Here is a 14,729-nt window from a genome sequence, read left to right as displayed (position 1 = left end):
TTCAAGGGTTGGGAATGATGGGGACAGATGACAGAGGGTGAAAACGACAGACGCTCATTGCAAGATTTGGTGTGAATGGTCAACATCAAGGGATCGGCAATGATGATGAGACTAGAGTTCGGATTCACTCCAAGCGGTGAGAGATTCAACCGGCGGATCAGGGCGATCGCGGGGTAAATCAACGGTAAAGGTGGAACCTTCCCCCGGTTGACTGGCAATTGTAATCGTGCCATGCATCATTTGCACTAGCGACTTCACAATTGCTAACCCTAAGCCAGTGCCGGGATGCTTGCGGGTTAAGGTTTGATCCACTTGGCGGAAGGCTTCAAAAATTACCTCATGATCCGCCGCTGCGATGCCGATGCCGGTATCTTGGACTTCGATTTGGAGGATGTTGGGTGTTTTGTCCCGCAGTGTAACGGTGACCTGGCCCTGGTCAGTGAATTTAATCGCATTGGACAGCAGATTGATCACGAGTCGCCGCAGACAGTTTTGATCGCTGACGATCTGGGGGTTTTGGGTGGTGATGTTGACCTGGAGGGGGAGGTTTTTTTTCTGGGCGAGCGATCGCAACTCATCCACCGTGCCTTTGAGTAACCGCTCACTATCAAAACATTGAAAGTTAACATCCCAATACCCCGCTTCAATCTTGGAGAAGTCTAACACCTCATTGAGAAGGGTTAAGAGATTTTGGCTGTTGTTAAAAATACGCTCCACCATATCCACCTGACGGGGTGAAAGGGGGCCATATTGCTGCAACATCAGCATTTGCGAGAAGCCCATAATCGCGTTCATCGGAGTCCGCAATTCATGGGACATCGTGGCTAAAAATTGAGATTTTAATTGTGAGGCTTGCATGAGTGCTTGGTTTTGTTGCTCGATCTGCTCCCGCTGCTGGTTGAGCTGATCGGCCCTCGATTTGAGCACCGCTTCGACCTGTTTTCGGGGCGTGACATCGTTGATCGCGCCACAGGTTCCGAGTATATGCCCAGCACTGTCTTGGTGCAGTTGAGCATATAATTCCAGCCAGCGAAAATTTCGGTTTTTCGTCGGAAAACGAAACTCGTATGCAAAGGATTCGCGCTCTCGGAGGAGGAGGGATTGAAATAAATCCGTGAGGCGATCGCGATCCTCTTGGGTAAAGACATACTCTAAAAATGAACTGTTGAGGGTTTCCTCGACGGTGTAGCCCGTAATCGCTTTCCAGGGCGAACTGAGAAAAATCCAGCGTCCTGTTGTGTCGGTTTGGAAAATCACCTCTTCAATACTGGTCAACACCGAATGATAGAGGCGGTTAATCGTGTCGAGTTGAACATTGCGCTCATTGACCCGTGATTCTAGTTCCTGGTTGACGCGCAAAATTTCCAGTTCCGCCTGTTTCCGTTCGGTGATGTCTCGCGAAATGGCGATCACTTCCCGAATCGTCGCCCCGTCGGGGGTTTTGATCACCTGGTTGGTGGTTTCAAACCAGATGTAGGTATCGTCTTTGCGGCGGATGCGGTAGGTGTAGGTGGAGGTTTGGGGGAGGGTGTCGCTGTAGGTGTGGCGGAGGGTGGTGAGGTCTTCGGGGTGGAAGAAGTCGTAAATGGATTGGCCGACGAGTTCGGAGGGGTCATAACCGAGGAGGGCTTGACTGGCGGGGGAGGCGTAGAGGTATTGACCTGTTGGGGTGTAGCTGGTGATCAGGTCGCTGGAGCGGTCGGTGAGGAGTTGGTAGCGTTCCTCGACGGCTCGCAGCCGGGTTTCCAGTTGGGTGATCGTGGGGGAGGGGGTGAAGGTACTGAGCCAGCCGGTGAGGATCTGTTGATCGTTGTAGAGGGGTGCGGCGTGCCAGAGGGTGGTGATGTATTGATTACTGGTGCGGTGGCGGAGTCGGAGTTGGCTCTGGTGGGGGGTTTGGGTGTTGAGGGTGTGATGCCAAGCGGTGCGGGCGCGATCGCAGTCCTGGGGATGCACTCCCTGCCACCAGGGTTCTAGGAGCAAATCCGCTTCACCTTGTCCCGTGTAGTCTGTCCATTGCGGATTACAGGCCGTCACCATCCCTTGGGCATCGGCCAACCAAACCAAATGAGGCAAAGTGCGAAGCAGTTGCTCCACCGAGGTTAAACAGAGAGACGGAGACATAAGAGTTGACAAGGCGTTCCGGGTGAAATCTGGTTCCCATACCGTAACGGTTTTAGGCAAACCATGACATCTCTCTGGGGAAAGTCGTTTCACCCTGTCAGTCTCATTCTCTAGATAGAGATACTTTTGGCCTCGGTATGGCTGAAGCGCGGCAAGAGCCACTGCACCGCGTCGGGTAAATCCTGGGCGAGATAGTCCGGTTGGGCATGGTGTTGGTAGGTTCCGGAGAGGACTTGAGTCCCGTACCCAGTTTGAACGAGGATACCGTGAACCCCGGCATTCCGGGCGAGGTCAATATCCGTGGCTTTGTCGCCCACCATAAAACTGCCCTGGAGATCGAGGTCATGATCCCAGGCAGCCGCGACGAGCATCCCGGTGTTGGGTTTGCGCCACGTCCCCCAATAGGCAAACTCTGGGTTGACTCCTCCGGCGGGGGGGCTGAGGTAGGGGCAGTAGTAGAGCGCGTCGAGGTGGGCGTTGGCTTCGGTTTTGAGGAGGGTGACGAGGCGATCGTGGAGGGCTTCGATGTGGGCGATGGGGTAGTAGTCGCGGGCGGGGCCGGCTTGGTTGGAGACGAGACAGCAGAAAATACCCGCGTCGTTCAGTTGGCGCACCGCTTGGGCCACGCCGGGAATCAGGTCTAGATCCTCGACGCGGTGGAGGTAGCCCCGCTCGATGTTGAGCACGCCGTCACGATCGAGAAAAACCGCTGGCTTAGGCATTCCACATCGTTTCTAAGATGGTGACGGGGGCGATGTCGGCGATCGCCTCACTGGGAGATTGAATCGCGATCGCTTGGTCACTCTGGGGCAGCAGTTTCGCCGCGTTCGTGGGCCCAAAGAGGGCGATCGTATAGGTTCCCACCGCCACAGAGAGGTGCATCGGCGCACTGTCGGTACAGAGCATCAGGTTCGCCCCAGCAATCATCGCTGCCAATTTACCAATGTCCGGCGGTGTTGCCACTCGCAGATCCCCCGCACCTTTGATCATGTCTTGCACCCACTGCCCATCATCGGGGCCTTGGAGCAGGACGATCGGCACATTGGGCTGCTTGGCTTGAATATCGTGAACGACGTTGAGCCACTGTTGCACCGGATAAATTTTGTTAATGCCTTTGGTGAGGGCCAATTGGCTCGATCCACCGTGGATTATGATGTAGCCACTGCCTTTAAGGTCCAGCCGTTGTTGCTCGGCTTCGGCCCAGTCAATGTCTGTTTTCGGGACAGCAACGCTCAGGGGCGGACAGGGGGTTTGGAGGCCAAACCCTTGGACGAGGTCGTGATACATCAACGCCGCGTATTGCTCCGGTTTGAGGGGAACGGTATCGGTGAGAAACCACGATTTGTCACTGTGGTAGCCGACTCGTTTCGGGATGCCGTTGAGCCAGAGCAGCACGCCCACTGCGAGCCGTTGGCCGAGGGCGAGGGCGGCATCGTATTCGCGATCGCGGATAATCCCCAGCAAATTGAGGTAGTCTGCCAGGCTATTCCGGTCTTTGTAGTCAAACAGCAAGACATCATGCACCGAGGGACAGACCCGATAGGCTGACTTGGAGCGAGGCTCTACCAACACATCGATCTCCGCGTTGGGATAGGCTTGCTTGAGGGTCGCCAAGGTGGGAAAAAATAGGATTTGGTCACCAATTCCACCAGGAACGAGGGCTAATATTCGCATCTCCACTAAACCGCGCGTATGGGATCGAGTTCAATTTTAACCAAAAATGTCCCCATTCAACGCGAACCGCCCATCCTCATTGATATCAGTCTTAATATCGGTGTCGTTGGCCGTCCTGACTCCCTGGCGAGGCGCGATCGCCAGGAATTGAACGCAAAATGATAGACTCTTAGACGCATTTAGACCTGTGGAAACACCCTATGCATCTTTTGATTCCGGCTGCTGGCTTGGGTAAACGAATGGGGGGCGATCGCAATAAACTCCTCCTCACCCTGTCCCAAAAACCCCTCCTCGCCTGGACGCTCCAAGCCGTTGAACAATCTGAACAGATCACCTGGATCGGCTTGATTGGCCAGCCCCACGACTTCCCCGCCTTTGAGCAAATCCTCGCCGATCTCTACCTCACCAAACCCGTTCACTTCATCGTCGGCGGCGACACCCGCCAAGCCTCGGTGTATAACGGCCTACAAGCCCTGCCGGAAACCGCGCAATGGGTCTTGATTCACGATGGGGCGCGGTGTTTAGCCACGCCGGACTTGTTCGATCGCTGTGCGATCGCCCTGCGCACCTGCCCCGGTCTGATCGCCGCCATCCCCGTCAAAGACACGATCAAAATCGTCAACGACAGCCAGCAGGTCACCCACACCCCCGACCGCAGCACCCTCTGGGCCGCCCAAACCCCCCAAGGCTTCGCCGTCGCCACCCTCAAAACCTGCCACGATCGCGGTAAATCCCTCGGCTGGGAAGTCACCGATGATGCGGCTCTGTTTGAACAATGCGATCTGCCCGTGCAAATCGTGCCAGGGGAAGAAAGTAACCTCAAAATCACCACCCCGATGGACTTAGCGATCGCCGAATTCATCCTCCAACATCGGCAGTCCTAACCCCCCATTTCCCCCGCCGCTTGCCTAGAGAAGAAAGCCCAGCCAAGGCCGCCCCGCGTCTCCCCTGCGCCCCTTAACCCCTTCCCAGAATGGTCACGATTTGATAGCGTACTAAACAGGACTTTTTTAATGCACCTGTCACAAAAAAAAGACTGATATTATTTTTTGATCATCAGGACATCGCAATCTCATTTCATTGAGGAACGCTCAACCCTGAGCAACAAGGGGCTTAACCCCCTGATCGATATCCAATCTTTGAAGTGGGAGCGCGATCCATGGGCAAGACGTAGCCCATTGGGTGAGGTGAACCCTGGCCGAGTCCCGTCCGGCATCACCGCTTAAACCCAAAATTCCATGTTATGCAACAGGGAAAACGTCACCGGCATTCTTAACCTCAATCCATTGCTGTACTGGGAGATCTCAACTCATGGCTATCCTGTTCCAAATTGCCTTACTCGCCTTAGTCGCTCTGTCTTTCCTGATGGTTGTCGGCGTTCCCGTCGCCTATGCCACCCCCCAAAACTGGGATCAATCCAAACAATTGATCTATCTCAGTTCCGGTCTATGGCTGATCCTGGTGGTTGTCGTGGGTGTTCTTAACTTTTTTGTGGTGTAGTTGATTCCCCCCGGTTGATTGCCCCGCAGCAGGAAGAGGTGATGTCTGATCGTTCATTTCTTCCTGGTCTGTCGTCGTTATTCACTCGTCCTTTTACTCAAAGTTCATGGCTGTATTTGAAGGCAACTTTACAACGGAGCCGGGTTCGCTCCGCATTGCGATCGTGATTGGTCGCTTTAACGATATGGTGACCAGTAAACTGCTGGCCGGTTGCCAAGACTGTCTTCAGCGTCACGGCGTTGATACGAATCCCCACGGTGCAGAAACAGATTATTTTTGGGTGCCGGGGAGTTTTGAGATTGCGATGGTGGCGCGTCAGGTGGCAGCGTCGCGGCGTTACCATGCGGTGATTTGCCTGGGGGCGGTGATTCGGGGCGATACGCCACATTTTGACTATGTGGCGGGGGAAGCAGCGAAGGGGATCGCGGCGGCTAGTTTTCAAACGGGTGTGCCGGTTATTTTTGGCATTCTCACGACGGATACGATGCCCCAAGCGTTGGAACGGGCTGGGATTAAGAGTAATTTAGGCTGGAACTACGCGATGAGTGCGCTGGAGATGGCGAGTTTGATGCGTCAAATTCAGCAGAATGGCGCGGGGTTTGAGCTACCGACGGCGTTGCCAGTGGCGGCGACGGATGTGGTGTAGGTCTGTGGGGGGCTGATGGGTTGAGGGTTATCAACTTTTTTGATTTCTATCTTGACATTCGCTCCGATTTTTTCCATACTGGTAAAAGTCTGAATTAAATAAATTGCGGGTATAGCTCAGTGGTAGAGCGTCACCTTGCCAAGGTGAATGTCGCGCGTTCGAATCGCGTTACCCGCTTAATAACGAGAGAGAGCTTATAAGGCTCTCTTTTTTAGCTATGATGCGATCGCAGTAGCATTCCAGTTCAGGGGGACTGCGGACGTTATTTCCCACGGAAGGCAGTACAGTGAAGGAGCGGGGGAAATTGGCTAGGTCGTATGAATCAAGATCGTTATCAGGCTTACCTCGAACTGATTGAACAACTCTTGCGCTGTCCGATCGGGACAGAGGCTCAGTGGCTGGCGACTCAGTCAGAGTTGATAGATTGGGAGTTGGTGGATACGGTAGCTCAGATGATTCAGGAGCGATCGCAACACCTTAGTACTGACCCCTCTTACCCTCAGTTGCACCGCCTCAAATCGTTACTGACGACCCTCCAACATCATCCCTTGCTAACCGTCAAACCATCGGATGCCGTGATTCAGTTGAAGACTAAGCAAGATGCCGATCGCCTCTTTCGTCAGGGCGTGGAATATTACCAAACCAGTCAGTTTAAAGTGGCGTTGAAAACCTGGCAGCAGGCGCTGGGGTTGTATCAGGAAATTGGCGACTTTCAAGGGGAAGCCAATGTTTTAAGTAATTTGGGCGTGGCGTTGCAGTCCTTGGGTCAATATCAGCAGGCGATCGAGCATTATCAACAGTCCCTGGTGGTTCAGCGTGAAAGCGGCGACTGGCAAGCCATTGAACCGGAAACCTGCCACGCGCCTGAACGGTTAGTCACGGTCACTCATCATTCCCAGGGGGAATATCGGTTGGCGATGAAGTTGGCGGTGGATCATTTTGAGAAGCATCTCCTGTTGGCGGAGTCGATTGGCGATCGCCTTGGAGAAGCTCAGTCGTTGCTGAATCTTGGTAAGGCGTACTATGCCCTTGGCCAATACGAGGTGGCGATCGCCTGCTATCAGCGATCGCTCACCATGCGCCACAGCATCCAAGCCCACCAGGGCGCTCAAGACCTCCTCTTCCTCCTCGGCCAAGCCTATGATGCCCTCCACGACTACAGCAGCGCGATCGAGCACTACCAAAACTACCGCCAGACCGCCAGCAGTGACCCCACCCCTGATCCGCGCCTGTACGATGTTTTGGTGGGCCTTGCCAATGCCCATTACTGCTGCCGCCAGTACAGCACCTCCCTCCAAACCTATCAAGACCTCCTCACCCTCAGCCAACACAATCACCAAGATCGTTATCAAGCGATCGCCTGGAGTGGCATCGGCAACAGTCATTTTCAATTGCACCAATATCCCGAAGCCTTAGCCGCCTATCAGCAAGCCCTTACCCTCAAGCAAACCCTCGCAGACACCTTCGGGGAAGCCGTCGCTCTCAACAACCTCAGCAAAGTTCACCACACCCTCGGCAACCACGATCTCGCCCATTCCTACCAACGCGAATCCCTCACCCTCAAACGCCGTCTCACCCAATCCGCCGCCAAACTCTCTAGACCCTCCCCCCAACTTTAGTTTAATAAACTACCCTGAATTCAATGCAGTGAAAAAATGGTCTAAATTCTACCCAACACATGCGATCAAGCACCATCAATGCACCGCATTGATCATGAAGAAAACCCTCTAGGGTCAGCTAGAGGGTGATAGTCCATCAGTCAGGGTAATATCGAGGACAGGCAGTGTAATCGGTTGGATTGGGTTACATCGTCTGTCTCGCTCCCTATTGATTTAGACTAGGGTAAAGTTGTGAAAAAGCCGTGAAAGATGGGCCGGATTTACGCAAAAGGGCTATTTTTTTGTATTGTCTGATTTCTGAACTTAACGGGGCTAAATTCTCACTAAATTCTCACTAAATTCTAATTGGGGTGGATCATCTCTACTATGGAGGGGGTGAAGTTGAGGATGTGGCCGCATTGGGACGGGCGATCGCTTCTGAAGCTGTGATGCTTTCCCCCTGAAACCCGAAAGACCACAAAGCGGCGGCGGCTTCGCCCTGGGTGACTGTTTTTTTCGGTTGTAGTAATTTTGTATAGCCAAAGGCGCGGCGTAAATTAGCGCGATCGCCATTGTCATAATCGGCCAACAGAGCCGGAAACACAGCGGGGTTAATTTGGTCGCTGTCTTGAAAACCCCAGGTTTGCTGCACATTTTGTAGGGATGCGGTGGGTAGCGTTGTGCGCTGATCGAGGGGGACTTTCCACAGCAGCAGTGTTTCACGGCTTAAGGGGGCATCGGGTTGAAATAGGGTGACATCGCTACCGCTGAGGCGCGAGGGAATCATTCCCGCTTCAGCGAGACCTTGAATGATCGCAAAATCCGGGTCGCTGGTGGGCACATCGGCGAAAATGGGCTGGCTGCTAGGGGTGGCGGAGCGGATTTGTTTCGTGGGGCGATCGCGGTAGATGCGGTTATGGGTGGTCAACAGCCAGCGGGCAAAGGTGCGGCGGGGAATGGTGGCATCGGGTTGAAATGTGGTGGGAATCGCGCCTAATTGGATCAAATCCTCCCCAAAATTCGGGAGGGCGGCGTTGGCAACCGGTTTTTCGGGGTTGGGCGCAGGGGGAGGATCGGAGGGTGCGATCGCCGCCGTGCGATAGTCCAACCGGAATCGATTCGCCTCCGGAAAGGTGAGGGTAATTTGGGTCTCTCCCTGAGCCATTGTTAACGTCGCACGGTCTGCTTGAAAGGCTTCCGTCACCGTCCAGCCCTTATTTTGGAGAAACTGACGGTAAAAGCGAGCAATCTGTGCTGGATTCGCTGCCACTTCCCACAGGGTTTCTCCTGTGCCAACACCGAGGCGATAACTGGCCGTTAAAAGTTCGGCTTGGGGGTAGCGGGGCACATCGTCCGGGAAGCTTTGGGGCAGTTTCACCGTGTCATCTACGATGTCATCCGCCGGGGGTGGGCTGTCGGCGGGGGTGGGGCTGGGATTGGGGGTTGGCGTAGCGGCAGGACTGGGCGCAACGGCAGGAGATTCGGCCTGATCGAGCAGTTGTGGATCGGGAGCAAACCACTGTTGGGCGGTGCGATCGCCACTACAACCCGCCACCCACAACAGGATCAACCACCCACTCCACCGAGACACCGTTCGCTTAGAGATCCGTACCAAGGGTATCGTTCGTCGCAGGGGTATAGATTTCGCGGGGGAAGTCTTCCGCATCCAGACAAGACGCGATCGCATTTTCCGGTTTGAGGGACAGTTCTGCACTCAGTCCCACCACACAGGCAGAGTAACGCAGGGGCAATAAACTCCGCCGACAATGATCAAGGGCAGACAACGCTACTTCATTCACATTCTCCACCTCTGACACTTGGGGTTTAATCACATAGGTATCAATGTCCACCACACATGCCGCCAGTTCCACCGGTCGCCGCACCCGAAAACAGGCATACAGGGCATTTTGAGCCGGAATGTCAGTAAAGGTATCAATCTCCGCCACACAGCCGGAAAAGTCCGTGGGTTCAAGGGCCATCGCACAAGCGACCTTAGCCTGCTCATCAACAACCTCGACACTACTTAGCTCAAAGGCACATTGTTGAAATTCACGGGGCTGGTATTCGCGCCGATATCGCGATGCCTCGCTGGCTGTGGCACTAAAGGTTGTGAGCGGCAACGCAACAATGGTACTCAGTGCTAGTACTCGTTGAATAAAACCTCGCATAGTGACGCAATTGCTCGTAACTAGGGTGGATAATTTCACAATACTTCAGTCTATTGACACTCCCCGCGAAGACAGCGACGGGGATTCTTGGTTCATCGACCGGACTTAACCGAGCCGGATTGCTCCAACCCCGCCAGAGGTCTAATCTCCCCAAGCGGATAACTTTCCGTGTGCCCCACGGTAGTTCGTCCAAGGCGCAGGAGACAAACCCGCTTCACTATCGACTCAGCCCGATGCCGATTCCAGACTAACCCGTTCACATTCAAGTCTTCCGAGGCGACCCAATCGTTAGATTGGATGACGCAGTGGGCAATCCGCCCACTCATTACGCTGCCTGCTTACCCTTAACTGCTTCCAGGCTTGTCAGTTTTTAGCCTTGTGATAGTTCCTGGACGTTTGAAATCCAAGATAGTAGCCTAACACGACTAGCCCAAGGAGGGCGACTAAAGTCGCTCGTGTCGTCTTTCATCCCCGCAATCAATTGACGAGGCTTTCAGACTCCCGCACTATTTTCGTAAAGCATATCTTGCCGAAGACCGGAATCCAGGCGTTGTCTTGCCTAGAGAAATCGTTAGATCACGGAGGGGGGATTGGTATGATTGATTACAGAATCAAAAATGAGGTGCGTTAACCTTGAGCGTAATGGGGAATGGGTCTAGGGGCGATCGCCGCCAATCCCGATTCAAAATACGCTCAAACACATTAGCTTCAGCCCCTTTCCCACGGCGAAACCATTACCAAAATACACTCCAACAAATTTGAGTCCCACTTTACCAAGCCATGATAAAGTGGGAAAGCTTCATTCACAAAGCTACGGTATTTGGCAAAAGCGTTGCGGCAGTGATTACTGACTCAATGCTGTGCTAGTCGGGCCCTTTGCTTGAGTATTGTGGGGTGCGACCGTCCGCAAACTCGGAAATAGAAAGTGGTTTTCTTCGACGTACTGTGCGCCGAATAGCCCTTTTTCTGCCCAGAAGTATCGATCAGTGGTGTGCTCATTCCGGCGGACGACAAGAACAGCGGGAGGTGTAATGCCCTGGGAGGCAATAAACTTACGTGCTGCTGTCACTGGTTTATCTTCGCCACTTTCTAGATTATACTGGGGTACTAACTCTAGAATTTTACGTCCTTCTTGGCGGCGACGGCTTTTCCGTTTACGTTTCCTTGCCAATCTAAGTACCTCCTGACCTCAATTGTGTACTGTAGTTATAGCTACAAAATTCGAGCACAGCATACCAAATCTAAACCCAAAAATCAATAGTGCTGATGTCTTTTTTTGATTAAGCCTTTTTTCCCTGGGTCATGGCACTAGACGTTGCCCATGATGTGGAGTGCTTGATTCAGTTTTCTCGATATTTTGCAGCGCTCACTATTAAAGAATCTAGCATAGTCCCCTAAGATTGTTATTCTTCTTTAACATTTTGTAGAAATGTCGCTTAGTTTGCTAGGAAGGACATGGTCACCCTTGTCGCATCTCGAATTCTCCGGTGTCTATGCTTATTCCGGCTAGTCCAGAATTTATTCAATTGTGCCAAGCCCAAGTGACGCTTTTGGCTCAGAGCCTGCATGCAACTTGGTGCGCTGTGTATTTAACGGAAAACTGGATTGATGGGCTGCAACCTCAACTGCATCCGGTGGCCGAATATCCCAGTGCGTCGTCTGCCTCAACGCCATCAGCACCCTTGGCGATCGCTCCCTCTGCTCCCGATCCTTCCCCCTCTAACGTTGCCCCGACCCCGGAACCGAGCACCCAGCCGCCACCGGTCATCGAGCCGGATCTATCCCGCTCTACGCCTTGGCAAGATTCTGTGTTGTGGGGCAGACGGCAGGTTATTTTTCCCTTGCTGCATCAGGGTTTGGTGATGGGATTGCTGGTGGCCCGACGGGAAACCCAGGCTTGGCAAACGGCGGAACTGGGGCAGTTTAAACAGGGTGCTCAAGCCCTGGCCATTGCCTGTTTTCTTGATCAACAACATGGCCAAGCGCAACAAAAACTGACCCATCATTATCACCAACTCCAGCAGCAGCGCGATCGCCTTGATGATCTCCTCCATCAACTGCGCAATCCGATGACAGCCCTGCGCACCTTTAGTAAGTTGCTCTTAAAACGTCTTTTGCCGGAGGATCGCAACTATCCCGTGGCGGAAAATATGCTCCGGGAGAGCGATCATATTCAAGCGTTGCTGCGTCAGTTTGATCAATGGCTCGCGGCGTGGGAGTCTCCGCCTCCGGTGTTAACGGGGAGTCCTCAGCCTTATTTGTTACCCAGTCATCGGGCAGGCGCATCGGAGCAGAATTCATCCCACTCGGTTTCGCCCCCCACGACGCTGCACTATGAAGCTGTGCCGCTGTCGTCGTTTTTGGTGCCGTTGGTTGAGTCCGCGCAGGCGATCGCCGCTGAACGTCAGATCACAATTGATGTTGATCCACCGGATCTGTGGCCCGCCGTGTGGGTGGATGCGGCAGCGTTGCGAGAAGTGGTGGGGAATCTGTTGGACAATGCGGTGAAATATACGCCCGATGGGGGACAGGTACGGGTGAGGATGCAGGGGAATGCTGAACAATGTGGGATTGCGATCGCGGATACCGGGGTGGGGATTCCCCCGGCGGATCAAAACCGAATTTTTGATCGCCGCTATCGGGGAATTCAAGCCCAGGGCGAGATTCCCGGTACAGGGCTAGGGTTAGCGATCGCCCAAGAACTCACCGCACAAATGCAAGGCCACATCGAACTGCAAAGCCCCATTTACAGCGATCCCGACGCACCCGGCACCTGTTTTACCCTGTGGCTGCCGCTATGATCCACCCTAACAGCGAATTTTTAAATCTAATTTAAATCTAAACTGAAAATTATATTTTTTGTGAATAAATGTTAATTTACGAAATTTTGTAGCCATTGTTACAGAACTACCTGGTAAATTAAAAGAGTGAGGACTAAGCAATCGCTCACAAACGCTATTCTTCTCAGTCATTCGGAGGTTCCCCATGAATACTCAAAATCAAGCCCGTGCAATGATGATGCGCCACACCCATAACATCCGCAATCGCCAGCAATCCATGCTCGATCGCACCGCTTCTGAAATGGGTCTCGATCTGGACAGCAATCAATACACCAACGCCATCCAAGGTAAACCCAGTTCTGCTTCGCGCCTCAGCTATGACCGCAGCAACTCAGCCATGAGTTAGTCGCGATCGCTCTCTGGGATGGAGAGCGCATCTTGACCCCCACCCTACATTTTTTCTCACTCACCCTATTTCTGATTGGAGATTTATCCTCATGAATACCCAAAATCAAGCCCGTGCGATGATGATGCGTCACTCTCAAAACATCCGCAATCGCCAGCAATCCATGCTCGGTCGCACCGCTTCCGAAATGGGTCTCGATCTTGACCCTAATCAATACACCAACACCATTCAAGGCAAGCCCAGTTCAGCATCCAGCCTCAATTATGACCGCAGCAACTCAGCCATGAGCTAATATCCTGCCTGCGCTTAAGCTTCAGCACTCCAATCTGTTCCGGTGGCTGCGCGATTGACCATCTTTGACTGAAGCGACCTGAAATTAATTCGCCGTTCCTTCCCTTAAACTATTTTTCTCCCTAAGCCCAGACGTTCTTGGTGAGCGGCTGGGATCTTTATTGGGTCATTATCGATTTGAGATCCCTTAATCCCAGCAGTGTTGTCGAGCTTCAGAGACAATTTCTTGGGCTTCTTCGAGGGGAATATCGTAACGATCGCTGAGAATTTTGGGAATGCGATCGCAAGCTGCATTAGAATTCAAAGCGTATTGCTGGGAATAATACGGCAACGCAGCGTGACATAAAAACGGTGACGGTTTTGCCTTGAGTTGTAGCGGTTCAAGGTTGAGAACCTCGCGTAAATTGACAAAAAACAATAAAGCCCCCCCCAAATCAGCATCGCTAAGATTAGCACCCTTGAGAAAAGTACAGTTGAGGTCAGCATCGCGGAGATTGGCATAGCGAAGATCAGAATCCCGAAGATTGGTATATCTAAGATCAGCCCCCTTTAAACTGGCATATTTCAGCAATGCACCATTGAGGTTAGCACCGCTAAGGTTAGCCTGAATCAAATTTGCACCACTCAAGTCAGCACCACTCAAGTCAGCACCACTCAGGTTCGCGCTACTCAGATCAGCGCCACTCAAGTCAGCACCACTCAGGTTCGCATCACAAAAGTTCGCCCCGTTGAGATCAGCCCCTCGGAAGTCGGCAGTCCCTGTATGACGATCGGTCCGGCGAAAACATCTCACCAGAAAGGCTACGCCGATAACCACCGCGATGACTTCAAAACTGCCGATGGGAAAATCACGATGTGGTTCAGTCAAATTGCCCGTCTCGTTCTGGATGCGGTTGCTGTCATCCGGTTGAAGCGCCAGAGCCGGGAGCAGAGAAAGCCATCCCACCAGCGTCAGGAAAACCGGAGTGGCGATCGCACCAAGCCCCCATTTTTGGGTGAACTTGTCTGGTTGTCGCCACTGTTTCCATCGCACCCGCATCACTAAAACTCCTTCAGCACTAATCTTAGTCTGGCTTCTCAAATTCAGAAAGGCACTCAGGTTTATGCTGACTTAAGACCCTAGCTTACGTCAATACTTTAAGGATTACAATTAAAATCATCATGTTCACTTACAGCCTTTACTAATAACATCAAGCACACCCTAGTGCTGTCATCCTACGAGGGTGCTGACTTTAACCCGCAAGAGGAATGCTTGCTGTGATTGATAATTCGGGTAAAGGCGGTAACCCCCTACTGATATTCCTGCGATCGCCACCCAAAAAAATATTGATCAATGTTGCTGAAATTGCCAAACTAATTGCCTTGATAAGGCGACGATCAGCATTTAGTTTGGGTCATTCTATGGCCCCCTTATGGATTATTTCTGGGTGCATGCCACTGTTGCAGATTCCCACGGCTCGCCAGGGAGCACCCTTATCCCCAGCCCCCTGCGACATCACTCAGGGCATCACTCAGGGCATCGCTTCCCTCGCAGGAGAAATG

At 52.9% G+C, this 14,729-nt stretch carries 14 protein-coding genes and 1 tRNA gene; 8 read left to right on the top strand and 7 right to left on the bottom strand.

What is annotated here, in order from left to right; translation table 11 throughout:
- Window positions 1–111: 111 nt before the first annotated feature.
- The 3 genes from SPI6313_RS03250 to SPI6313_RS03240 form a co-directional block, all read right to left on the bottom strand.
- Window positions 112–2,124 carry a PAS domain-containing hybrid sensor histidine kinase/response regulator gene (locus SPI6313_RS03250; protein ID WP_072619698.1) on the bottom strand — a complete coding sequence of 671 codons (2,013 nt, stop codon included), beginning with the start codon at window positions 2,122–2,124 and terminating at the stop codon, window positions 112–114.
- 110 nt (window positions 2,125–2,234) lie between these two features.
- The gene (locus SPI6313_RS03245; protein WP_072619697.1) at window positions 2,235–2,846 is read right to left on the bottom strand and encodes a D-glycero-alpha-D-manno-heptose-1,7-bisphosphate 7-phosphatase; all 612 of its coding nucleotides are present in this window, start codon (window positions 2,844–2,846) and stop codon (window positions 2,235–2,237) included.
- Window positions 2,839–3,798: a glycosyltransferase family 9 protein gene (locus tag SPI6313_RS03240; RefSeq protein WP_072619696.1), complete on the bottom strand. Its 960-nt coding sequence runs from the start codon at window positions 3,796–3,798 to the stop codon at window positions 2,839–2,841. The genes SPI6313_RS03245 and SPI6313_RS03240 overlap by 8 nt, the downstream gene beginning before the upstream one ends.
- A 200-nt stretch (window positions 3,799–3,998) precedes the next feature.
- On the opposite strand from SPI6313_RS03240, the gene ispD reads away from it, so the two are divergent.
- From ispD to SPI6313_RS03215, 5 genes are all read left to right on the top strand, one after another.
- The gene (gene ispD, locus SPI6313_RS03235; RefSeq protein ID WP_072619695.1) at window positions 3,999–4,682 is read left to right on the top strand and encodes a 2-C-methyl-D-erythritol 4-phosphate cytidylyltransferase; all 684 of its coding nucleotides are present in this window, start codon (window positions 3,999–4,001) and stop codon (window positions 4,680–4,682) included.
- Window positions 4,683–5,109: 427 nt separating this feature from the next.
- Complete coding sequence (gene psbZ, locus SPI6313_RS03230) at window positions 5,110–5,298, top strand: photosystem II reaction center protein PsbZ (protein ID WP_072619694.1); 189 nt, start codon at window positions 5,110–5,112, stop codon at window positions 5,296–5,298.
- Between the two features lie 106 nt (window positions 5,299–5,404).
- Window positions 5,405–5,944 (top strand): 6,7-dimethyl-8-ribityllumazine synthase, encoded by a 540-nt coding sequence (ribH, locus tag SPI6313_RS03225; protein ID WP_072619693.1) that lies wholly within the window; start codon window positions 5,405–5,407, stop codon window positions 5,942–5,944.
- Between the two features lie 105 nt (window positions 5,945–6,049).
- Window positions 6,050–6,121 (top strand) — tRNA-Gly (locus tag SPI6313_RS03220).
- A gap of 140 nt (window positions 6,122–6,261) precedes the next feature.
- Window positions 6,262–7,563, top strand: a complete 1,302-nt coding sequence (locus tag SPI6313_RS03215; protein WP_072619692.1) for a tetratricopeptide repeat protein — start codon at window positions 6,262–6,264, stop codon at window positions 7,561–7,563.
- Between the two features lie 364 nt (window positions 7,564–7,927).
- On the opposite strand, the gene SPI6313_RS03210 is transcribed toward SPI6313_RS03215, so the two are convergent.
- The 3 genes from SPI6313_RS03210 to SPI6313_RS24670 all read right to left on the bottom strand — a co-directional run bounded on the left by SPI6313_RS03210 (window position 7,928) and on the right by SPI6313_RS24670 (window position 10,881).
- Entirely contained in the window at window positions 7,928–9,157 is a 1,230-nt protein-coding gene (locus tag SPI6313_RS03210; protein ID WP_217650487.1) for an S-layer homology domain-containing protein, read from the bottom strand.
- Window positions 9,141–9,710, bottom strand: coding sequence for a hypothetical protein (locus SPI6313_RS03205; protein WP_072619691.1), 570 nt, complete (start codon window positions 9,708–9,710; stop codon window positions 9,141–9,143). The genes SPI6313_RS03210 and SPI6313_RS03205 overlap by 17 nt, the downstream gene beginning before the upstream one ends.
- 844 nt (window positions 9,711–10,554) lie before the next feature.
- Window positions 10,555–10,881: a DUF3155 domain-containing protein gene (locus SPI6313_RS24670; protein WP_072619690.1), complete on the bottom strand. Its 327-nt coding sequence runs from the start codon at window positions 10,879–10,881 to the stop codon at window positions 10,555–10,557.
- 322 nt (window positions 10,882–11,203) lie between these two features.
- On the opposite strand from SPI6313_RS24670, the gene SPI6313_RS03195 reads away from it, so the two are divergent.
- The 3 genes from SPI6313_RS03195 to gifA (SPI6313_RS03185) all read left to right on the top strand — a co-directional run bounded on the left by SPI6313_RS03195 (window position 11,204) and on the right by gifA (SPI6313_RS03185) (window position 13,188).
- The gene (locus SPI6313_RS03195) at window positions 11,204–12,511 is read left to right on the top strand and encodes a sensor histidine kinase (protein WP_072619689.1); all 1,308 of its coding nucleotides are present in this window, start codon (window positions 11,204–11,206) and stop codon (window positions 12,509–12,511) included.
- A gap of 184 nt (window positions 12,512–12,695) precedes the next feature.
- Window positions 12,696–12,896 (top strand): glutamine synthetase inactivation factor IF7A, encoded by a 201-nt coding sequence (gifA, locus tag SPI6313_RS03190; protein WP_072619688.1) that lies wholly within the window; start codon window positions 12,696–12,698, stop codon window positions 12,894–12,896.
- A 91-nt stretch (window positions 12,897–12,987) separates the two neighbouring features.
- Window positions 12,988–13,188 carry a glutamine synthetase inactivation factor IF7A gene (gene gifA, locus SPI6313_RS03185; RefSeq protein ID WP_072619687.1) on the top strand — a complete coding sequence of 67 codons (201 nt, stop codon included), beginning with the start codon at window positions 12,988–12,990 and terminating at the stop codon, window positions 13,186–13,188.
- A 186-nt stretch (window positions 13,189–13,374) separates the two neighbouring features.
- On the opposite strand, the gene SPI6313_RS03180 is transcribed toward gifA (SPI6313_RS03185), so the two are convergent.
- Complete coding sequence (locus tag SPI6313_RS03180) at window positions 13,375–14,226, bottom strand: pentapeptide repeat-containing protein (protein WP_072619686.1); 852 nt, start codon at window positions 14,224–14,226, stop codon at window positions 13,375–13,377.
- Window positions 14,227–14,729: the final 503 nt, after the last annotated feature.

The organism is Spirulina major PCC 6313 (genome assembly GCF_001890765.1).
Lineage (GTDB): Bacteria > Cyanobacteriota > Cyanobacteriia > Cyanobacteriales > Spirulinaceae > Spirulina > Spirulina major.
This window is presented reverse-complemented; position numbering and strand designations above follow the sequence as displayed.

What these genes read in the sequence shown, in the direction of transcription:
- SPI6313_RS03250 (WP_072619698.1), bottom strand. Translation starts at nt 2,124, where the DNA reads ATGTCTCCGTCTCTCTGTTTAACCTCGGTGGAGCAACTGCTTCGCACT.
- SPI6313_RS03245 (WP_072619697.1), bottom strand. Translation starts at nt 2,846, where the DNA reads ATGCCTAAGCCAGCGGTTTTTCTCGATCGTGACGGCGTGCTCAACATC.
- SPI6313_RS03240 (WP_072619696.1), bottom strand. Translation starts at nt 3,798, where the DNA reads ATGCGAATATTAGCCCTCGTTCCTGGTGGAATTGGTGACCAAATCCTA.
- ispD (WP_072619695.1), top strand. Translation starts at nt 3,999, where the DNA reads ATGCATCTTTTGATTCCGGCTGCTGGCTTGGGTAAACGAATGGGGGGC.
- psbZ (WP_072619694.1), top strand. Translation starts at nt 5,110, where the DNA reads ATGGCTATCCTGTTCCAAATTGCCTTACTCGCCTTAGTCGCTCTGTCT.
- ribH (WP_072619693.1), top strand. Translation starts at nt 5,405, where the DNA reads ATGGCTGTATTTGAAGGCAACTTTACAACGGAGCCGGGTTCGCTCCGC.
- SPI6313_RS03215 (WP_072619692.1), top strand. Translation starts at nt 6,262, where the DNA reads ATGAATCAAGATCGTTATCAGGCTTACCTCGAACTGATTGAACAACTC.
- SPI6313_RS03205 (WP_072619691.1), bottom strand. Translation starts at nt 9,710, where the DNA reads ATGCGAGGTTTTATTCAACGAGTACTAGCACTGAGTACCATTGTTGCG.
- SPI6313_RS03195 (WP_072619689.1), top strand. Translation starts at nt 11,204, where the DNA reads ATGCTTATTCCGGCTAGTCCAGAATTTATTCAATTGTGCCAAGCCCAA.
- gifA (WP_072619688.1), top strand. Translation starts at nt 12,696, where the DNA reads ATGAATACTCAAAATCAAGCCCGTGCAATGATGATGCGCCACACCCAT.
- gifA (WP_072619687.1), top strand. Translation starts at nt 12,988, where the DNA reads ATGAATACCCAAAATCAAGCCCGTGCGATGATGATGCGTCACTCTCAA.
- SPI6313_RS03180 (WP_072619686.1), bottom strand. Translation starts at nt 14,226, where the DNA reads ATGCGGGTGCGATGGAAACAGTGGCGACAACCAGACAAGTTCACCCAA.